16 protein-coding genes are annotated in these 20995 nt (G+C 64.1%); 8 read left to right on the top strand and 8 right to left on the bottom strand.

All coding sequences use genetic code 11. The annotated features are described in order from the left end of the window. The first annotated feature begins 80 nt into the window (after nt 1-80). The 4 genes from ACIQWO_RS20270 (at nt 81) to ahpF (ending at nt 4606) form a co-directional block, all read left to right on the top strand. Nucleotides 81-1361: a helix-turn-helix domain-containing protein gene (locus ACIQWO_RS20270; RefSeq protein WP_402828070.1), complete on the top strand. Its 1281-nt coding sequence runs from the start codon at nt 81-83 to the stop codon at nt 1359-1361. A 44-nt stretch (nt 1362-1405) separates the two neighbouring features. Further along, nucleotides 1406-2086, top strand: a complete 681-nt coding sequence (locus ACIQWO_RS20265) for a hypothetical protein (RefSeq protein WP_402828067.1) — start codon at nt 1406-1408, stop codon at nt 2084-2086. A gap of 167 nt (nt 2087-2253) precedes the next feature. Further along, complete coding sequence (gene ahpC, locus ACIQWO_RS20260) at nt 2254-2817, top strand: alkyl hydroperoxide reductase subunit C (RefSeq protein ID WP_039372199.1); 564 nt, start codon at nt 2254-2256, stop codon at nt 2815-2817. A 196-nt stretch (nt 2818-3013) separates the two neighbouring features. Beyond that, nucleotides 3014-4606: an alkyl hydroperoxide reductase subunit F gene (gene ahpF, locus ACIQWO_RS20255; protein ID WP_402828063.1), complete on the top strand. Its 1593-nt coding sequence runs from the start codon at nt 3014-3016 to the stop codon at nt 4604-4606. 67 nt (nt 4607-4673) lie between these two features. On the opposite strand, the gene ACIQWO_RS20250 is transcribed toward ahpF, so the two are convergent. Next, entirely contained in the window at nt 4674-5429 is a 756-nt protein-coding gene (locus ACIQWO_RS20250) for a 4'-phosphopantetheinyl transferase family protein (protein WP_402828060.1), read from the bottom strand. 414 nt (nt 5430-5843) lie between these two features. Between ACIQWO_RS20250 and ACIQWO_RS20245 the strand changes: the two genes are divergently transcribed. Continuing rightward, a complete protein-coding gene (locus ACIQWO_RS20245) occupies nt 5844-6842 on the top strand; it encodes an aldo/keto reductase (RefSeq protein ID WP_402828057.1) in 999 nt (332 codons plus the stop codon). A gap of 19 nt (nt 6843-6861) precedes the next feature. Here ACIQWO_RS20245 and ACIQWO_RS20240 read toward each other — a convergent pair whose 3' ends face one another. Further along, on the bottom strand, nt 6862-7881 hold the full coding sequence (locus tag ACIQWO_RS20240; RefSeq protein WP_402828054.1) for a sigma-54-dependent Fis family transcriptional regulator: 1020 nt from the start codon (nt 7879-7881) through the stop codon (nt 6862-6864). 299 nt (nt 7882-8180) lie between these two features. Between ACIQWO_RS20240 and ACIQWO_RS20235 the strand changes: the two genes are divergently transcribed. Beyond that, complete coding sequence (locus ACIQWO_RS20235) at nt 8181-9095, top strand: LysR family transcriptional regulator (RefSeq protein ID WP_402828052.1); 915 nt, start codon at nt 8181-8183, stop codon at nt 9093-9095. A gap of 25 nt (nt 9096-9120) precedes the next feature. Here ACIQWO_RS20235 and ACIQWO_RS20230 read toward each other — a convergent pair whose 3' ends face one another. The 6 genes from ACIQWO_RS20230 to ACIQWO_RS20205 all read right to left on the bottom strand — a co-directional run bounded on the left by ACIQWO_RS20230 (nt 9121) and on the right by ACIQWO_RS20205 (nt 17619). After that, nucleotides 9121-10347, bottom strand: a complete 1227-nt coding sequence (locus ACIQWO_RS20230; RefSeq protein ID WP_402828049.1) for a PLP-dependent aminotransferase family protein — start codon at nt 10345-10347, stop codon at nt 9121-9123. Nucleotides 10348-10441: 94 nt separating this feature from the next. Further along, on the bottom strand, nt 10442-10933 hold the full coding sequence (locus ACIQWO_RS20225) for an SRPBCC family protein (RefSeq protein WP_402828046.1): 492 nt from the start codon (nt 10931-10933) through the stop codon (nt 10442-10444). 75 nt (nt 10934-11008) lie between these two features. Then, nucleotides 11009-14653 carry an amino acid adenylation domain-containing protein gene (locus ACIQWO_RS20220; RefSeq protein WP_402828043.1) on the bottom strand — a complete coding sequence of 1215 codons (3645 nt, stop codon included), beginning with the start codon at nt 14651-14653 and terminating at the stop codon, nt 11009-11011. Between the two features lie 10 nt (nt 14654-14663). After that, nucleotides 14664-15587: a diiron oxygenase gene (locus ACIQWO_RS20215; RefSeq protein WP_402828040.1), complete on the bottom strand. Its 924-nt coding sequence runs from the start codon at nt 15585-15587 to the stop codon at nt 14664-14666. 200 nt (nt 15588-15787) lie between these two features. Continuing rightward, a complete protein-coding gene (locus tag ACIQWO_RS20210; RefSeq protein ID WP_150738834.1) occupies nt 15788-16573 on the bottom strand; it encodes a DUF3050 domain-containing protein in 786 nt (261 codons plus the stop codon). A gap of 281 nt (nt 16574-16854) precedes the next feature. Next, nucleotides 16855-17619, bottom strand: coding sequence for an IclR family transcriptional regulator (locus ACIQWO_RS20205; RefSeq protein WP_402828035.1), 765 nt, complete (start codon nt 17617-17619; stop codon nt 16855-16857). Between the two features lie 268 nt (nt 17620-17887). Between ACIQWO_RS20205 and sauS the strand changes: the two genes are divergently transcribed. Together sauS and ACIQWO_RS20195 are read left to right on the top strand one after the other, a co-directional pair. Then, nucleotides 17888-19363, top strand: coding sequence for an acylating sulfoacetaldehyde dehydrogenase (gene sauS, locus ACIQWO_RS20200; RefSeq protein ID WP_402828032.1), 1476 nt, complete (start codon nt 17888-17890; stop codon nt 19361-19363). An 8-nt stretch (nt 19364-19371) separates the two neighbouring features. Next, nucleotides 19372-20985, top strand: a complete 1614-nt coding sequence (locus ACIQWO_RS20195) for an AMP-binding protein (protein WP_402828262.1) — start codon at nt 19372-19374, stop codon at nt 20983-20985. Nucleotides 20986-20995: the final 10 nt, after the last annotated feature.

The following is a 20995-nucleotide window of genomic DNA, read 5'->3' as shown; positions in this document are numbered from 1 at the left end:
CTCAGGCTTTGCATCCGTCGTGCAACCGTTCTACAGGACCCGATCCCGGACGTCGCTGTCGCGCGCGGTAATATCCCGCGATGGACTCCCTCATTGCCGCTTCGGCCCGCGCGTTAGCGTCGGGCGATCCGCTCGGCGCACTGCGTCGTGTGGCGCTTCGCGATGACCCACCAGCCCTTGCGTTGCGTGGGATTGCGATGGCGCAGCTTGGGGATTTCGCTCGCGCCCGGGATCTGCTCAAGCGCGCTGCGCGTGGCTTCGGCACGCATGAGTCGGTCGCCCGTGCACGGTGTGTCGTTGCGGATGCCGAGGTCGCGCTCGCCATGCGAGACCTCGGTGGCACCCACCGGACGCTACAAGCCGCTGCATCACTGCTTTCCGAACGCGCCGACTTCCCCAACGCCATGCTCGCTCGGCTGATCGTTGCGCGGCGTCTGTTGCTGCTGGGCAAACTCGATGCCGCAGCACTGGCCCTGCAAGATGCGCCGTTGCCCCACGTCCCCGCACGATTGACGGCCGTCCATGCATTGACGACGGCGGAACTCGCTCTGCGTACGCTACGCATCGCCGACGCGCATGCCGCGCTCGCTCAAGCGCAGACCGCGGCGGCGACGGCCGACGTTCCGGCGCTCAGTGCCGAAGTCCGGAGTCTTCGCGAAACGATGGGGCGTCTGGCGGCGAGACGGTGGCATCGCGATGGCGAGCAGATGCTGTCGCTCTCGGAGGCGGCCACGCTTCTGCACTCGGACACCCTGGTGGTCGACGCCTGTCGTCGAGGCATCGGGACGGGCAATGTGTGGCGTCCACTGGCCAGACGGCCGGTGTTGTTCACGCTCGCGCTACATCTGGCGCGTGCGTGGCCGGGGGATATCGACAGGGAGACGTTGATTGCCGAGGCGTTCCGCCTGCGTCGTCCCGACGAGACGCATCGGGCGCGCCTGCGTGTCGAAATCGGACGCTTGCGCGCTGTGCTCAAAGGCATCGCCGAGATCGATGCAACACCGCGCGGCTTTGCCTTGCGCCCCCTCGACGCTCACCGGCGAACTCACACGACCGAGCGAATCACGACGCCCGCCGATCCTGACATCGCCAGACCTTCCGTCGCCGTCCTGCTACCGCCCATCGACGGTGAGCGCGCCTCGCTCGTCGCGTTGCTGGCAGACGGGGCAGCGTGGTCGACGTCGGCGCTCGCACTCGCATTGAACGCGAGCCAGCGTTCCGTCCAGCGCGCACTTGGCGAACTCGAAGCGGAAGGGCGCGTGCGTGCGGTAGGCCTCGCGCGGGCGAGGCGCTGGATGGCACCGCCGCTCACCGAATTCACGACAATTTTGTTACTCCCTGCCGGATGGTCGTTTGGCTAGAGTGGACTTGCACGCCGAACGCGGCGTAACAACCGGAGCCTGACATGACGAGTACACCGCAACGAAACTTCCGCACGGCCGCCGTGAGCGCAGCCGACATCATTAGCGAATACGGTCCTTTCCCTGGCATCGATCGCATCCACGGCGTGACCTTCGATGGCCAGCAGGTATGGGCGGCGACAGGTGAGACGCTCGTCGCCTTCGACCCCGCGAACGGCGAGGTCCGTCGTACCGTCGATGCACCGAGCGACGCGGGCACCGCCTTCGACGGCAAGCATCTGTACCAGATCGCCGAGTCGCGCATCGACAAGATCGAACCGTCCACCGGCCGCGTGGTGCATTCGATTCCTGCACCGTCAGAGCGCGGTAGTAACTCCGGTTTGACGTGGGCCGAGGGCAGCTTGTGGGTCGGACAGTATCGGAACCGACGCATTCTGCAAGTCGACCCGAGCGATGGACGCGTGCTGCGCACCATCGAGTCCGACCGCTTTGTGACCGGCGTGACGTGGGCGAACGACGAACTGTGGCACGGCACGTGGGAGAACGACGAGAGCGAACTGCGCCAGATCGATGCCGTCAGCGGCGAAGTCCTCGCGCGTGTCCAGATGCCGGACGGTCTGGTCGTGAGCGGGCTGGAGTACGACGGCCACGGCACGTTCTACTGCGGTGGTGCCGCCAGCGGCAAGGTGCGCGCCGTGCGTTACCCGAAGGGCGCGAATCGCTGACAGGGCCCGAATCCCTTGGCCGTCCGGACGGGGACGGTCGTCATAGCAGCCAGGCTATCGGCCCCGATAGCCTGACTTAATCGCATAGATTTCAATAATCAATTTCTATCAATCGATAGCATTCGGCATACTAGCAACACTTTCCACCCCGTCCCAGAGACTACGACATGCCGATCATCAACACCCAGATCAAGCCGTTCAAAGCCAACGCCTACCAAAACGGCGACTTCATCACCGTGACCGACGAAACCCTGAAGGGCAAGTGGTCGGTGGTGGTGTTCTACCCGGCCGACTTCACCTTCGTGTGCCCGACCGAACTTGGCGATCTGGCCGACCATTACGAAGAATTCAAGAAGCTGGGCGTAGAGATCTACAGCGTGTCGACCGACACCCACTTCACGCACAAGGCCTGGCACGACACGTCGGACACGATCCAGAAGATCCAGTACCCGATGGTGGCCGACCCGACGTTGGCCATCTCGCGCAACTTCGATGTGCTGATCGAAGAAGAAGGTCTGGCGCTGCGTGGCACGTTCGTGATCAACCCGGAAGGCGAGATCAAGCTGTGCGAAATCCACGACAACGGCATTGGCCGCGACGCCAAGGAACTGCTGCGCAAGGTGCAGGCGGCTCAGTACATCGCGGCTCACCCGGGCGAAGTCTGCCCCGCCAAGTGGACGCCGGGCGCTGAAACGCTGAGCCCGTCGCTCGACCTGATCGGCAAGATCTAAGCACCACCCAGAGTCTCACCGGTAGTACCGCAGCAAGCGCCGCTCGTGTCACGCAGCGGCGTCACCTGCCGGCGCGCGGGTCCCCCCCTAAAGCCCGCTGCGCCGGCACCCAACCCCGAATTCCCGACGCTTACCTGCGCCAGCCCCCGGCCGACGCGGTGGACCTCGCTCACCCTATCGAGACGGAAAAACAGCCATGTTGGACGCGAACCTCAAAGCCCAGTTGCAAACGTACCTCCAGAAAGTCACGCGCCCCATCGAAATCGCCGTGTGGCTCGACGATAGCCCCAAGGCCGCGGAAATGAAGGCGCTGGTCGAAGAGATCGCCCCGCTGTCGGACAAGATCGCCGTCGTGGCACGCACCGATGCCGACGAGCGTCGTCCGTCGTTCGCGATCGGCACGCCGGGTGAGGCTCCGCGTATTCGCTTTGCCGGGTTGCCGATGGGCCATGAGTTCACGTCGCTGGTGCTGGCACTGCTGCAGGTCGGCGGTCACCCGCTCAAGCTTGACGATGACACCATCGAACAGGTTCGCGCACTCGACGGCGACTTCCGCTTCGAGACGTATATTTCGCTGTCGTGCCAGAACTGCCCGGAAGTCGTGCAGGCGCTGAACGTGATGGCGCTGATCAATCCGCGTATCCAGCAGGTCACCATTGACGGCGCGCTGTTCCAGAAGGAAGTGGAAGCGCGTCAAGTGATGGCTGTGCCGACGGTGTTCCTCAACGGCGAATCGTTCACGCAAGGCCGTACCAGCGTGAAGGAACTGCTGGCGAAGCTCGACACGGGCGCGACGGCGCGCGCAGCGAAAGCGTTGGAAAACAAGCCGGTCTACGACATGCTGATCGTGGGCGGTGGCCCCGCAGGTGCGGCGGCCGCGATTTACGCCGCTCGCAAGGGCATTGCGACGGGCGTCGTCGCCGAGCGTTTCGGCGGTCAGGTACTCGATACGATGGCCATTGAGAACTTCGTCTCCGTCACGCACACCGAAGGGCCGAAATTCGCCACGGCGCTCGAACAGCACGTGAAGACGTACGACGTCGACGTGATCGACACCCAACGTGCCGAAGCGCTGATCCCGGGCAAGATTCATGAAGTGCATCTGGCTAGCGGTGCGGTGCTCAAGGCCCGCGCCGTGGTGCTGGCCACCGGTGCACGCTGGCGCGAAATCGGCGCGCCGGGCGAGCGCGAGTATCGCAATCGCGGTGTGGCCTACTGCCCGCACTGCGACGGTCCGCTCTTCAAGGGCAAGCGCGTTGCCGTGGTTGGCGGCGGAAACTCGGGCGTAGAAGCGGCCATCGATCTGGCGGGCATCGTCAAGGAAGTCACGCTGATCGAATACGGTGCCCAACTGCGCGCCGACGAGGTGCTCCAGCGCAAGCTGCGCAGCCTGCCGAATGTGCGCGTATTGATGAATGCGCAAACGACCGAGATCGTCGGCGATGGTCAGAAGGTGAACGGCCTGACCTACCTCAACCGAGCCACGGGCGAGCGTTCGACAATCGCGCTCGAGGGTGTGTTCGTCCAGATCGGGCTGGTGCCGAACACCGAATGGCTCAAGGGGACGGTGGCGCTCTCGCGTCATGGCGAGATCGAAGTCGATGCCAAGGGCGCGACCTCGGTGCCGGGCGTGTTCGCCGCAGGCGACGTGACGACCGTGCCGTTCAAGCAGATCGTGATTGCGGTGGGCGAAGGCGCGAAGGCATCGGTCGGCGCGTTCGAACACCTGATGCTCAGCTCGGTCGAAGATGAAATCGAGGCCGAGCAGAACGAAGCCGCCGTGGCCTGAACATCCATCGCGTCATTGTCGTTGTCATGAAATAAGCCGCCCTCGGGCGGCTTATTTTTATGCGTCTTTATGCATCGATTCGTTCGACGCTCACGCCCCCCACACTTGAGACGGTACCCGTCACGCGCAGCGCCGGGTCCAGCCAGTCGGTCATCGCCCACACGCCATGCGCCACGCGACGTTGCCAGGCGCGCAGTGGCGCTTCGCTCATCGGCAGGGCCGACAGGTCAATACCGCTCATCTCGTCCAGTGTCGTACCACCGACTTTGATCAGGCTCTCCTTGCGCGTCCAGAGGCGCAGCCATGCCAGCGCGCGCGGCGACGGCGCATGATGCGTGCAGGCCACGCTGGCAAACGCGCCCAGCCGCCTGCGCTCGCGCTCGTTCAGGCCGGGTAGGTCGGCATCCGGGGCGAGCGCTTCGTCCCAGTGTTCGACATCGATACCGACGGGCGAGATCGCGCACGCAGCAGCGACTGCGCCCCGGGTGTGGCTCAGACTCACATGCAAGCCCGGATGCGCGGGCAGACGTGGACGCCCATGTGCGCCGCCGCATTGCTCGCAGCGCTGCACGAGCACGTACGTGCGCGCAGCGGGGCCGGGCTTGTCCGGACTGCCGGTAATGCGCGCTGCAGCGACCCGCGCCAGAATATGCGCTGCAACATAATCCTCCCGATCGGCCGGTCGGGAGAACGCGTCGGCCCGTCTGCGCTCGTCCGGACTCAGATGCGCAGCCCATCCCCTGAAGCGCGCCAATACATCCCCCGAAGCCCCGTAAAGCGCCAGTCCCGTGCCCGCTTGCACGGCGTTCTTGTCATTGTTCATCGTGTGTCGTGCGCCTGTAATCGGCGAAGACAAATGACGGACTCCAAGCAATTTGGATGCCATATCGACAGCCGCGTGTTTCATGTATGGGCAGCGACTTCGGCACCGCATCGCGTACGCGGACACCTGTCGCAGGGTGCGACAGGTGTCGCAGCTTCGGACAGCTGTTTGCGCACGCATGCGATGTCGAACGCGCGTTCTAACCGCCACATTGTTCGTCGCGATAAGCGTGCGGCCGGACGTGTTGCGTGCAGACATGCGGGTTACGCGAGGGGGGCTCGGTTCAATGAGGCGATTCGAATGAAATGCCGACGTTGCCGACAAAACAATGGATCGAAACTTGCATGGTGAAGACGACGTACCGGTGTCGACCGACAGACGCCGGACCTACGACCACTTCACAGGAGTTCGACAATGCTGCCAACACGCCGGTTGGGGAAACAGGGGCTGGAAGTCCCCGCCATTGGGCTGGGTTGCATGGGCATGCACTACGCCTATGGGCCTTCCGACGAGGCTGAATCGGTTCGCGTGCTGGAACGGGCACTTGCGCTCGGTTGCAACTTCTTCGATACGGCGGAAGTGTATGGCCCGTTCGAAAACGAGCGTCTTCTCGGTCGCGTACTCAAGGGCCGTCGCGAGAAGGCGATCATTGCGACGAAGTTCGGATTTCGCTTCGAAAACGGTGCGGTCACGGGGGCCGACAGCCGACCGGAGCATATCCGGGAAGTGGTCGACGCCAGCCTGTCGCGACTCGGCACGGACTACATCGATCTGTTGTATCAGCACCGCGTCGATCCCAATGTGCCGATCGAAGACGTGGCGGGTGCCGTCGGCGACCTCGTCAAGTCGGGCAAGGTGCGTTACTTCGGACTTTCGGAGGCCAGCGAGCGCACGATCCGTCGCGCACACGCCGTGCATCCGGTCAGTGCGTTGCAAAGCGAATACTCGCTCTGGCATCGCGATATCGAGGCGTCGATTCTGCCTTGCCTGCGTGAGCTGGGTATCGGACTCGTGCCGTTCGGACCGCTCGGGCGTGGCTTTCTGACGGGCACCGCGCGGCGCGCCGAAGATTTTCCGGAAGGCGACTCGCGCCGCACGTCGGACCCGCGTCTGCAAGGCGAGAATTACGATGCCAACGTGAAGCTCGCACAGACCCTCGCGGGCTATGCGGCGCAAATCGGCGTGACGCCCGCACAACTGGCGCTGGCCTGGCTGCTCACACGCAGCGACGACGTCGTGCCGATTCCGGGCACGCGTCGCATCAGCCGTCTTGAGGAGAACCTTGGGGCGGCGAGTGTACATCTCGACCCGGGCATGGTGCGCGTGCTCGAAGCGCATTTCGGCGCGAACGCGACTTCCGGAAACCGCTACAAGCCGACCGCCATGATGGCGCTGTTGGCGGATCCGGCGTAGCGGTGCATAGCGGTGTATTTCAGCGATCCGGTCCGAGCAGCACGTCGCTGCCCATATCGCGCACATGAGGAATATGCAGTTCACGCAGTTTGCGATAGAGCGACGTGCGGCAAATGCCGAGTTCGCGTGAGGCGGCGGAGATATTCCAGCGTCGCGACGACAGCACTCGAATAATGATCTCGCGCTCGCCGTTGGCGATGGCCGACAGCGACGCGAGCGGTGCGATCTGGATGTTGCCAGCAGGCCCCGATGGCCCAGGCGCGCCCGGCGAGACGGCTGCCGGTGCCATCGCCGGTGCAATGGCCGGAGCCATCGCACTTTGCAGCAGATTCGCTGGCAGGTCGGACACACGGATCGTGTCGCCGCTCCTGACTGCACAAGCGTACTGAACGGCCGCGCGCATCTGACGCAGATTGCCCGGCCACGCATAGGACAGCAGTAGTTCACGCGTCTCGCGATCGAGGGATTCGAAACTGGCTTTGCCGTGAGATTCGGCGACGATCATTGCGTCGAGCAGCCAACTGCGGTCCTGTCGCAGACGTAGCGGCGGCAGATGCACGATGCCGACGGCTACTCGGTAATAGAGGTCTTCGCGAAACGCCCCCGTCTGCACGCGGGATTCGAGATTCTGGTGCGTCGCACAAATGAGTTGCAGGTCGACGGGAACCGGCGCGGACGCGCCGATGGGCGTGACTTCCCGCTCGGAGAGTACGCGCAGCAAACGTGTCTGCTGTGCGAAAGGCATATCGCCGATTTCGTCGAGGAACAACGTGCCACCATCGGCCTGTACGACCTTGCCCTTCATGCCGGTATTGAGGGCGCCGGAGAAAGCGCCGCGTTGGTATCCGAACAATTCGCTTTCGATAAGGTTTTCGGGAATCGAGCCGCAGTTGACCGACACCATGCTCGCCTGACGGCGTGCGCTGTAGTCATGCAGGGCGCGTGAGAGGTACTCCTTGCCGGTACCGGTTTCTCCGAGAATCAGAATGGGAAGCTGGCGATCGATGAGCAGTCTGGCACGCGCGAGGGTGGCCAGCATGGAGGGATCGCTGCCGCAGAGCCGGTCAATCGTTGGCCGGGAGGAGTACTGAAAGTTTGCGTTTGAACGGTCCAGCGGATCGTGGGCGTACATAGCGTCTCTCATTGACTTTATTGGAATTGGCGGGCGCTGCGTTTGGCGGCGCGGTATCGCATCATGGCGAATGCCGTGGGGGGTGCTCCATAAAGCAAGACCAAGCATAGTTCGATTCGCGAGCGGTCTCCAATACCATATGATGCGATGACTGATACCGGTTCGCTATGAATAGAAACCGATGTTCTTTTAAGGGGGAAGGCTCCATGGAACTGAGGCAACTTCGCTATTTCGTAGTACTGGCTGAAACACTCCACTTCGGGCGTGCGGCGAATTTGCTGCACATCTCGCAACCACCGCTGTCGCGCCAGATCGCGATGCTCGAAGAGGAGTTGGGGGTCGTGTTGTTTCAACGCACACAGCGCAGCGTGGCGCTCACTGCGGCAGGACAGCGTTTCTATCGCGACGCACGCTCCGTGCTCGCAACGCTCGATCAGGCGCGTTCTCACGCACGCGCCGCCGAAGTCGGCGACTCGGGCATGCTGTGCGCGGGCTTCATGTTCGCCGTCGCATGCAGCGTGCTTCCCGTACTCACGCGGGCATTTGCTGCGGCGTTTCCGCGTATCGAGGTCAAACTCAAAGAATCGATTCCGACGGACCTCGCCGCCGAACTTCGCTGCGGCAAGGTGGACGTGGGCATCATGTATTCCTCCGATGCATCCGACGAGCTATGCACGGAAACCATCTTCCGCGAACCGTTGGTGGCGGCGCTGCCCGCCAGTCATCGGCTAGCGGCGCGCTCGGCCATTTCGGTTGCCGAATTGCGTGACGATGCCTTCATCATCTCGCCGCGCGAAGCGTCGCCGTTCATCCACAACACCATCACGGACCACTGCCGCCAGGCGGGCTTTTCACCGCGTGTTCGACTGGAGACGAACTTCCAGCAGACGATCGTGAATCTGGTCGGACAGCGCCTCGGGGTCGCGCTGGTGCACAGCTCGATGCGCAGCACGCGCGCCGAGAATGTGCAGTTCGTGCCGCTGCTGCATGCGCCGCATATCGACGTCGCATTGGTATGGAGCGCGACCAGCAGCAACCCGTGCGTACAGCGCTTTGTTCAGACGGCGCAGAACATCGGACTGTTCGAGCCGTCGGACGCGGCACTTCAAGCCTGCGCATGAAGTGCCGGTGTCGGTGTAGTGGAACCTAGGAGACCGTGAGGCAGGTTTCGGTCTTGCGAAACCGCGCCTCGATAGCCTGCGCCAGGCGTGCAATCCCGGTTTCGATCTGCGAGGGCGTGGCGGTCGTGAACGTCAGCCGCATCGTGTTCGCCTTCGGTGAGACGGCGTGGAACGACGCGCCTGGAACGAACGCCACGCCGCGCGCCAACGCGTCTTCGAACAGACTCGCGCTGTCGATGTCGGGCGGTAGCGTCACCCACAGAAACATGCCGCCTGCGGGGCGCGTCCAGCTCACGCCGTCCGGCATATGCTCGGAGAGGCACTTGAGCATAAGCGCACATTGCGCCCGATACCGCAGACGAATGGCTTCGAGGTGCGTGTCGTACTCGCCGTCTGTGAGCAGCGCATGCGCCAGCCGCTGCGTGATGCCGGTCGTGTGCAGGTCGCTCGCCTGCTTCGCCTGCAACAGCTTGATCATGAGCGCTTCCGGCGCGACGACGTAGCCCACGCGCAGGCCCGGTGCAATGACCTTCGAAAACGAGCCGAGGTGTACGACGTTGTCGGGCGCCATCGACAGTAGCGACGGCAGGGTCGTGCCGGTGTAGACGAGTTCGCCGTAGGGGTCGTCCTCCACGATCGGTAAGCCGTGACGGATGGCCAGCGACGCCAGCGTCATGCGCCGGTCGAGCGGGAGCGTGCGTCCTGTGGGATTCTGGAAGTTCGGTTGCGTGTAGAGCAGGCGAGCACTGCGCATCGACGTCTCGTTGAGCCGTTCGGGCAACAGGCCTGCCGCGTCCGTCGCCACCTCTTCGAACGCGGGCTCGTACTGCGCGATCGCCTGCACCGCGCCGAGATAGGTGGGCGTCTCGATCAGCACACGCGAGCCGGGATCGACGAGCACGCGTGCGACGAGATCGAGCGCCTGCTGTGAGCCGGTCGTGATGAGCACCTGAGACGGACTGACCGCCGCGCCCTGCCGGGTCAGCCGCGCGGCGATGGCCTCGCGTAGCGGCAGATAGCCCTCGGACGGCCCGTATTGCAGCGCGCCGATGGCGTCGCGCCGCAAGATCCGGTCGACCGACGCCTGAAGCCGTTCGACCGGCAGCGCATAGGGCGAGGGCAGGCCGCCCGCGAACGAGATGATGTCAGGCCGCTCGGCGACCTTGAGCAGTTCACGCAGCGCCGACGGCTGCATGCGTTGCGCGCGCGCCGCGAGTTGCCAGCGACCGGCGGGCGGGAGATGTCTGTCCATTGTGCGGTCCGCAACGAAGAAGTGGGACGCCCTCACGACGCGAGCCGTGAGGGCGCAATACCATCGATGAGATCGATGCCGGGCAACCCGCGTTTTACTCGTTGAACATCTTGCGCAGGTTATCCATCGCCATCTTCAGGAAGCCGACGGCGAAGTCGTCAAACGCCGGTTGGTCCTTCGGGCTGCCGGAGCGTGCTTCGCCGACGATGCGATACGTCGCCGTACACGCCTTGTCGCCACGCGGCACCACTTCCATCGACGCCCACATGTTGCCGATGTCGAACGTCGTGTAGATCAGCGTCCAGCTCATGGTCATGGCGTCGTCGTTGCGCGTGTTGAGTTGCTCGACGACCAGATCGCCCCCCGTGAAGTGCTTGTGACGCAGCGAGCGCGGGCCGGTCGCCGTGCCGGTCATCTGGATGTATTCGAGATCGGTCACGAAGCGGTTGTAGCCGTCGAAGCGGCCGACGATGTTCCACACGTCGCGTGCAGACGCATTCAGGTCGGCTACCCCGGCGTGCACAGTCGTCGTGAGATTGTGGATCAGCGTGTCGGGTTGCAGTTCGGTGCGGACTTTTTGCAGCATGATGAACTCCTCGATGAAGAAAATGGACTGCGCGAAAAAAGGTGCAACAAGTAACTGAGAGACAACACACGCCGATCAGGCGACGGAGGCCGTCTCTTTCTCGTCGGACTTGCCTGCCATACCCGACTTACCCGCCTGACTCGCCTTGGCTTCGGTACGCCGGGCATTGCTGCCGCCCGGCTCGGGCAGGAAACCGCTTTCGATCAGATAGCCGAAGTGATGCATGAGCAGAGCGTCGTCCTTGCGCGGATACGCCAGCCCCAGACGCGCAAGCGCTTGCGCCGACTCCCGGTGCGCAATGCGCGCCATGTCGCCGATGTCCTCCTGACTGTCGTCCAGGTAGAACGCGACCACATCGAACAGCGCGTTGGTCTCGTCGATGGACGTCAGGCGATTGCGCCAGTCCGCCGGTTCTTCGAGGGCGAGTGAATACCCGCATCGGGCGAGTGCGCCGAGGTAGTCTTCCCACGTCAGCGGTTGCGGGTTCTGGAGGTGGAAGACGCGTAACTCGCGCTGCGGGTCGGTCGTGCAGCGGACCATCGCGCGCGCCAGGAAGTCGACCGGTGTGAAGTCGAAATCCGTGTCCCCGGCGGGGGCCGCACCCAGTTGCAGAGAGCCTTTGACGAGCAGCAGGATCCGGTTGCGCGTCGGCTGACACAGCCCCGTGCCGGACACCCCGGTGATGTTGCCGGGGCGCAGAATCGTGGCGTCGACGCCGCGCTCGGCGGCCTCCCACACCAGATGCTCCGCGACCCATTTCGTCACGTTGTAGCCGTTGTTCACGAAGGCGGGCGCATTGCGGGCCGGGCCTTCCTCGAGCACGTGACCGTCGGCGTTCACAGCGCTCGCGGCAGACAACGTCGAGACGAAGTGCATCGACTTGTTGCGGAACTCACAGGCAAGGCGCAACAGTTCGAGCGTCGCACCGACGTTCGCGTCGTACAGATACGGATAGTCGTAGACGTGATTGACGTGAGCACCGTTGTGATAGATCGCATCGATGTCGTGCGCCAGCGTTCGCCACATCTCCGGCGATACACCGAGTCGCGGTTTCGCCAGATCGCCGAGCACGACTTTCAGACGTGGATGACCGGCGAGCGTGCCCAGCCCATTGGCCTGCAACGCCTGCGCGAGACGCGCTTCGCCTTCCTTCTGACTCGCCGCCCGCACCATGCAATGGATCGTGGCGGACGTCTGCGCGATCAGCTCGGCCGCGATGAAGGTGCCGAGGAAGCCGTTCGCGCCTGTGAGCAGAATGGCGCGTGCGCTGTCGGCATTGGGACGCAGACCGTCGACTGGACGAATGTCGTCGGGCAGCACCATGTCGTCGAAGACCCGCTGCGGGATGCGCTCGCCCTTGTTGACGTCGTCGTTTGAGAGCAGCGACGCCAGCGCGCCGATGGTCGGACGTTCCATGAAGCGGGCGAGCGGTGCATTGCCGCCGAACTCCTTCTTGACTGCCAGCATGAGCCGCGAGACCAGCAGCGAGTGGCCACCGAGGTTGAAGAACGAATCGTCGCGGTTGATTTCGAACGGCTCCAGATCGAGCAGCCGTGCCCACAGGGCACGCAGATTCGTTTCCGTCTCAGTGAGCGGTTCCTGGGCGGTGTCGTCTTCCGTACGTGCGCGCTGCGCCGGAATGCGGCCAAGCGCATTGCGGTCGATCTTGCCGTTGTTGGTGGCAGGCAGTGCGTCGAGCACGACGATCTCGTAGGGCACCATGTAGTCCGGCAGACGGGCAACGAGCAGGTCGCGCAGCGTATCGCCCGTCACCGATGCCGCCAGCGGGCGGGCGACGAAGCCACGGATGCGCTTGCGGTCGTCGACCACGCACGCACACTGACCGAACTGGCCGGTGGCGAGTGCGGCCGATTCGATCTCGCCGAGTTCTACGCGGAAGCCGCGAATCTTGACTTGCGCGTCGCGGCGTCCGACGAAATGCAGCGCGCCGTACTCATCCCATTGCACGATGTCGCCCGTGCGATACAGCAGTTCGTCGTGGGCCGATGGCCACCTACCGTTCGGATCGGCAAACGGGTTGGGCACGAAGCTGCGCTCCGTCAGATCGGGACGATGCAGATAGCCATCTGCTACGCCGGCACCGGCCACGCACAGTTCGCCCGCTTCCCCCGTCAACGCCGGTTCGCCGGTCTCGGTGAGCACGTAGCAGCGCACGTTCGCGAGCGGCCGCCCGATCAACCGGTTGCTGTCGCCCGCCTTCAGTCGCGCGACGGTGACGAAGACGGTGCATTCCGCCGGGCCGAAGATGTTGTGGAACTCGCGGCCCTGACTCCAGCGGGCAATCGTCTCCGGGAAACAGACGTCACCGCCGGTGAGCAGATGCCGCAGCGCAGGCCATCGCGCATCCGGCATCACGCCAAGCAGCGCGGGCGGCAGGAACGCGTGTGTCACGGCTTCGCGCTCGATGAGCGCGCTCAGATCGTCGAGCGCGTGTCGCTGGGCTTCGGTCGGGATCACCAGTATGGCACCGGCGAGGAACGTCGGGAAGATGTCGAGCAGCGAGACGTCGAACGCCACCGTGCAGAACTGCAGCGCGCGCGAACTGGCGTCCAGCCCGATGTAGTCGCGATACGAGTGGCAGAAGTGCACGATGTTGCGGTGCGTGAGCATCACGCCCTTGGGCACGCCCGTCGAACCGGAGGTGAAGATCGTGATGGCGCAGCGGCTCGCGCGGTCGGGCAGGCGCGAGACGGGCCATGCCGTCACGCCGATGTTCACGTCTGCCACATTGAGCGAGCGCAGACGAATGATTCTGACGTTCAGCCCGTCGAGCGCGCTCGCGTCGAAATCGTCATCGGTGATCAGGCACGTCGCGCGGCTCTGTTCGACGATCTGGCGCACGCGTTCGGCAGGAAACGACGGGTCGAGCGGCGCATAGGCCGCGCCCGCGCCGATGGCGCCGAGAATCGCGGTGTACAGCAATCGTGACTTGGGCAGTCGCACTGCAACGACCTGTGGGGTACGGTCGTCGGGCGATTGCACGGGCAGCATCGCGGCGATGTCGAGCGCGAGCTTCATCGATGCAGCGACGAAGGTGCGGTAGTTGACGTCGCCGTTGGCATCGCGCAGTGCGATGGCCGACGGGGCCTCAAGCGCGCGACGTGAAATCATCTCGGGCAGTGACGGCTCCAACGCCATCTCGCGTACCGTCTCGTTCGTCGCATGCCAGCCGGACAGGCGATGCAGGTCGAGCACCACGCTCCCCGGTGCATCCTCGGCCACCGGGCGCGACGCGAGCGCATCGGTGGTCAGAACGTCGCGACCGAGCTGGCTGACGATGTCGACGAGCATGGCTTCGGCCTCGGCATCGATCTGCGCGACCATGTCCGCGCCGCAGCGCAAGTTGTCGAAGGCGCAGGCGGTAGTCGCGACGTCGACCTCGCCGCGCGGGCCGTGCCACTGCCAGGCGAGTGTGGACGTGACCGGCGGAAGCGCCGGGGCGCTGGCACGGAACGTCATGATGTGCGTGGCGGCACAGGCGGTTTCCGGTGCGGCGTCGCCGCAGTCGATACGCCACTCGACGCGCTGCGGTCCACTGTCCGGCGTAGGCACGCTTGCGCCCAGTTGCGCCGCCGTCTCCGTGAGCGGGCCGCTGCTGTACGACAGCGGCACCACGTCGTGCCCCATGTCGTGGAGCGCGGCGAACAGACGTGCGCCGAGGCGGTTGTTGCCCGCGATGGCGAAGGAAATCGCTCTCATGACTCGTTCCTCACAGGTATTGCGCGATGGCCGCGCGAGTGGGTTCGTGTTCGAGCAGCCCCGCCATCTTCAAGAACTTGCGGATGTTGACGATCATCGGGTGCTGGTTGGTGATCGGGTATGCGCCGACCATGTCCTTCGCGATCTGTTCGCGCGTGGCGGCGGGCAGATCGAGCGTGCCGATCAGGCGGCGGTCGAATTCGAGTTGCAACTCGTTGGTGAGGTACTCGCGCAGGAAGAACGGCAGGCCGCGTCCGAGTTCGATGCGCGCCGTCTCGTCGATCTCCGACCAGTACAGCTTGACCAGATTGATCCAGAAGACCGAGTGGCGGCCCTCGTCGGCCAGATGGTCGGCCATGACCCCCTTGACCGAGCGCTTGAGCGTGGTGTCGCGCGAGAAGGCGGCAACCTCGGCCGTCACCGTGTTCTCTGAGATCGCGACGCCAAGCAATTCCATCCCGGCGGCGTATTGCGGCGGCACGTATTCCATAGCGCGGGGAATGGCGCGCGAGAGTTCGATCTCGCGGTTTTGCTCGATGGGGCCGATGCCGGTGCTGCGCTCGACCTGGTCGAGGTAGTCCATCGCCACGTAAGCGTGGTAGTTCTCGTCGATCACCACGGACATGGCGTCGCTGCGGCACGCGAACGGAAACTCGAACGGGAAGCGCGACTTGGCGATAGCCAGCGCCGTGCGGTTCACGATCTCCGTCTCGAAGATGATGACGTCGTTGATGTACTTGTAGAAGCTTTGCAGCAGGATGTAGTCCTGCACCTCGCGGCCGGCGTCGATCACGGCGGGGTGGGCGTACAGCGGCTGACGCTCGACGGGGTAGTAGCTGAGGTCGTCGTCTTCGACGATGCGGCGCGGACGGGAACGGATCGTGGCGCGTTGTTCCCATTGGTCAGCGTGGCTGACGTAACTCTGCAATGACATGGCGTTGCCTCGGAATATGGGGGACGGCAGAGGACCTGCGACTCAGGATTCGGATGGGAGCGCATGCGGCATGCGGTGAGGGGTGTAAGGATGTAAGGGGGCGCGTGCGGCCGACAGCACGTGCTGCCGGCCGCGCCCCTCCGGTCCCCCGACCGTCCTGCCTCATAAAAAGGTGCTCGCAAACGAATCGCGCAAACGATTTATGCAGCGACGGCTTCCTTCTGCGACGCCACGATGTGTTCGTGCAGCCCGTCCCACAGACGCAGGCGCTCGTCGATAGCGCGCAGGCCCGCTTCCAGCGCTTCGATCATCAGACGCTCGTCGTTATTGGCGGCCTCGACGATCATGGCGCGCGCAGCGGGACCGTGTTCGCCGGAGTCCACTTCGATGTGACGCTCCAGATAGAAGGTGAGCAGCGGCACGCTCTTCGGATCGATCTGCCAGCCGTCGAGCAGCGTGCGGAACATGTCGGGAATCACGTTTTCCCGGCCGTAGAAGAAGTTGCCGAGCACCTGATGCGTCTTGCCTTCGTAGCAGGTCGCAAACGTCGAGTTGACGAAGCGCAGCACCGGCGCGGGGGCGTCGACGGCGGCGAGCGCAGCGCTCACGCTATGGCCCTTGACGAGCAGGTCGATCAGCTTCTCGATCTGGCGCGTATCGGCGCCGACGTCGCGCATGGCGGCGAGGTACAGATCGAAGTGGCTCATCGGGCCTTGCGGCGTCTCGTCGCATTCCTCGCCGAGCACGATCTCGTTGATCAGACGGGCGGCATGAATATTGCGCGGTGCGATCCACGGCAGCGTGATCGTCGTGAGGTCGGCCTGCAGACGCTTGACCAGCGACATGAAGTCCCAGACGGCAAACACGTGCCACTCCATGAACGTCTGCAAACCTTGCATCGATTCGATGGAATGGAATACCGGGTGATGTGCAAGCGTCGCGTGATGTTCCTTGATCTGACGTTCGAGATGTTCGATCTTGTCCACGATAGGCATCCTTGTGATAACGATGTTGAAATCAACCTGTGCGAGGGGGAATGCGGCGCGACTTTCAAGTCGTCGCCCACAGGGATCAGCAAGTTCGATGCCAGCGTCTCGAAACGTAAGAATCTAGACGATTGAGGGGACTTTTCGGGGGGCGAACGGGCGTCCGCAGGCATGACACCTGTTCAGATAATGGACAGGTGTGCGCGCGGGTGTCGCCAGGAGGGAAGGTGAAGCGCGCCACGCGCAGGGCGGGGCGATGACATGCGGCGAGCGAGGGCCGCTCAGTGCTTGAAGGTGCGTGCGGTCTCTTCTGCTGCGAAGCGTAGTTCGGGCTCGAAGGCCAGCAGGTCGTCGAGCGTCAGCCGACCGATGGGGGCCTGCACAGCGATAGCGGCACACGCCCGGTTGCGATTGAGCATGACGGGCACGGCAATTGCGATCAGCCCCTGCAAATGCTCCTGATTGTTGATGCCCATCTTGCGACGCCGCGTCTGTTGCAGCTCGGCGCGCAATGCGCCGCGGTCGGTGAACGTCTGGTCGGAAAAACGGCGCAACGGCAGTGTGTCGATCAGATGTTCGCGACGTTCCTTCGGCAGGAAACTCAACAGCAGCTTGCCGCTCGCCGAACAGTGCAGCGGGACGTGCGAGCCGGGCTGCAAATGCATGCGTAGCGGCCACTCCGTCTCCACACGGTCCACGTAGATCACATCGTTGCCCGAGAGCATCGTCAGGTTGCACGTCTCGCCGATGCGCGCGACGAGTTGCTCCAGCAAACCATGACGCGCTGCAGCAGGCCCCGTCTGCATCAACACATTGATGGCCAGTGCGCGCACGCGTGGCGAGCATTCGTAGCGCCGGTCGTCGTCGCTGCGGGTGATCAGCCATGCATCCTTCAACTGCGTGAGGATGCGATGCACCGTTTGCTTGGGCAGTCCAAGCGCGTTCACGAGATCCATCATCGATAGCGGACCGCCTGCGTCGGCGAGGGTCTCGAGCACGCGAAACGCGCGCACTGCGGCGGCGTTCGATTGATTCGATGCGGCCATGTCGTCTCCTGAGTGTTGCTATGTCCCCCTCGGCAATCTGACGTTGCCTGTGGCGAAGTCTTGTCGTTGTTCTCTCATTCTCTCGCCCGTTACCGCAATTCTGCATCGGTTTGATTACTTTTGCGGACTTATGCGGTCCCGAATTTCGACCCACCCTTTACACCCTCCGAAGGTGTCCGGCTTGACCGGGAATTTGAGACCGGCGACGCGTCGTGTGTTGGCTAGATTGGTTACGCGAACCCAATCGAAAACCATCAGGAGGCGTCTCATGAATTCACGGGCTCTCGGAGCTGTCGTTCCGCCGTCGGACGCTCGCACGTCAGCGCCGCACGCGAGCAACGATACGGCCGACGTCGAGGCACAGGTTGCGCAGCTCATCGCGCGGGCAAGGGCCGCGCAACGCGACTTCGCCGCTGCCGGACAGCAGGCGCTGGACACGGCGGCGAGCGCGGCGGCGTGGGCGATCATGGAACCGGCGCGCAACCGCCAACTCGCCGAACTGGCGGTGCACGACACCGGGCTGGGCAACGTCGACGACAAGATTCAGAAGAACTTCCGCAAGACGCTCGGCCTGCTGCGCGATCTGCACGGCCGCAAGACGCACGGCGTGATTGCCGAGGATGCGAGCAAGGGCATTGTCGAGATCGCGCGTCCGGTGGGCGTGGTGGCTGCGATCACGCCGTCGACCAATCCGGCTGCGACACCGGCAAACAAGATCGTCAATGCGCTTAAGTGTGGCAATGCGGTGATCGTTGCGCCGTCGCCCAAGGGCTACAGCGCGTGCGCGTTGCTGCTGCGCTTTGTGCATGCAGAACTCGTCAAAGCGGGTCTCTCGCCGGATCTCGTACAGATGCTGCCGGAGCCGATCAGCAAGGCCGCTACGGCGGCGCTCATGCGTCAGGCCGACCTGATCGTGGCGACCGGCTCGCAGGCGAACGTGCGCATGGCTTACACGAGCGGCACACCGGCGTTCGGCGTCGGCGCGGGCAACGTCGCGTCGATCGTCACACAGAGCGCCGATCTGCCGGATGCCGCCGTCAAGATCGCCCGCTCGAAGACGTTCGACAACGCGACAAGTTGTTCGTCGGAGAACAGTGTCGTGATCGAAAGCCGGGTTTACGACGCGATGATCGATGCATTACACGCCGCCGGTGGCGTCTTGCTGAGCGCGGACCAGAAGCAGGCGCTGGCACACGTCATGTGGGTGGACGGCAAGCTCTCCGGCGCTTGCACGGCCAAGTCGGCGGAGCGGATTGCGCGTCTGGCCGGACTCGAAGACGTCGCGGCTCAGCATCCCAAATTCCTGATGGTCGAGGAGTCGGGCACCGGCTCGGATTACCCGTTCTCGGGTGAAAAGCTCTCGCCGGTGCTGACGGTCTATCGTGCCCGCGACTTCGACGATGCCGTGTCGCTCGTCTCGAACATCTACCGCTACATGGGCGCGGGTCACTCGGTCGGCCTGCATGGCGCCGACAGGGCGCAAGCCTTGCAACTGGGTGAGACGTTGCCGGTCGCGCGCGTGATCGTGAATCAGGCGCACTGCTTCGCCACCGGCGGGAATTTCGACAACGGTCTGCCGTTCTCGCTGTCGATGGGCTGCGGCACTTGGGGCCGGAACAACTTCACCGACAACCTCGGCTACCGCCAATACCTCAACGTCACGCGCGTGGCCTATCCCATCGCCGCCGAAGTGCCCGAGGCCGACGATCTGCTCGCCGACTATTTCGGGAGATTCGGACGATGAACGCGCCCATGAACCCCGTCTCCGCTGCCCTTGCCGCAGCGCATGAATCGCTCGTCGCGAACGCAAGTACGTTGCGTGATCTGATTGAGCGGCAGGCGGACACGCACGGCGAACGTCCGTACTTGCTGGCGCTGACCGATGGAGATGAAAACGGCGATGCCGTTCCGCTGACCTTCCGTGCGTTGCGTGACGATTGCCAGGAGCTGTCGAGGCGGTTTGCAGCGGCTGGCCTGCGCGCGGGCGACATTGTGTCCGTGTGCATGGGCAACGGTCCGCAGTCGGCACGCATGATCCTCGCTGCGATGTACAGCGGCCTGATCGTCAATCCTATCAATCTGCTTTGTCAGCCGACGCAGTTGCAATACATCGTCGAGCACTCGGACACGCGGCTGATCTTTGTCTCCGAGACGATGCTGCCAGCGCTCACGCAAGCGGTGGACGCCGCACGCGAACAGGGGATGACGCGGGCGGTGGCGCTGGTGTGCACGTCGCCCGATGCCACGGCTCTGCCTGAGATCCCGTCGATGGCGGCGGTACCGTCGCTGGCCTCGCCAGCGTCGTCGATGTTGGCCGAAGTCGCGCTGCTCATGTACACGTCGGGAACGACAGGGGTGCCCAAGGGCGTGCTGCTCACGCATGGGAGCCTGCTTGCCAACGCTGCGTTCATCAGCGCCGAGCATCGGCTCACGCATGAGGACCGCGTGCTGGCCTCGCTACCGCTGTATCACATCAATGGTCTGGTGGTGACGTTGCTGACGCCGCTGTTCCACGGCGGCTCGGTCGTGATGGCGCCGCGCTTCTCTGCGAGCACGTTCTGGCGCGACGTCACGGCCACGCGGTGCTCATGGATCAACGTCGTGCCGACCATCGTCGCCTACCTGCTCGAAGGCGACGCCCCGGCGCGCGCTGCGCTGGCCGGGCTGCGTTTTTGCCGCAGTGCATCGGCGGCGTTACCCGCCGACCATCATCGGGCGTTCGAGGCGCGCTTCGGCATCGGCATCATCGAGACGATGGGGATGACGGAGACCGCCGCGCCCGTCTTCAGCAATCCGTTCGATGCGCACTTGCGCCGCATCGGCAGTGTGGGACTGCCCTCGGGCGGTGATGCGCGAGTAATACGTCGCGACGGCTCGCAAGCCGATGCTGGCGAGACCGGCGAACTGGTGCTGCGTGGCGCGCAGATCATGCGCGGTTACTACAAACGTCCGGACGAGACTGCCGACGCATTCACGGCCGATGGCTGGTTGCGCACCGGCGATCTCGGTCATCGCGACAGCGACGGGTACTTCTACATCACCGGACGCGCCAAGGAACTGATCATCAAAGGCGGCGAGAACATCGCGCCGCGCGAGATCGACGAGGCGCTGCTGCGGCATCCCGATGTGCTGGAGGCGGCTGCCGTCGGCGTGCCCGACCCGGCCTACGGACAGGAGATCGTGGCGTTCGTAGTGCTGCGCGAACCAGGCGACGCCCAGCGCGCGTCTGCCGACGTGCAGGCGTTGCGCGAGCACTGTCTGCAAACGCTTGGTCGCTACAAGACCCCGAAGGAGTTCCGCTTCGTCACCGAGTTGCCGCGTGGCCCGTCGGGCAAGGTGCAACGACTCAAACTGCTGCAACAGTAACGACCCGAGG

The sequence above is a fragment of the Pandoraea sp. NPDC090278 genome (genome assembly GCF_044772185.1).
GTDB lineage: Bacteria > Pseudomonadota > Gammaproteobacteria > Burkholderiales > Burkholderiaceae > Pandoraea.
The sequence above is the reverse complement of the archived record's forward strand: the minus strand, read 5'-3'. Positions and strand labels throughout refer to the sequence as shown.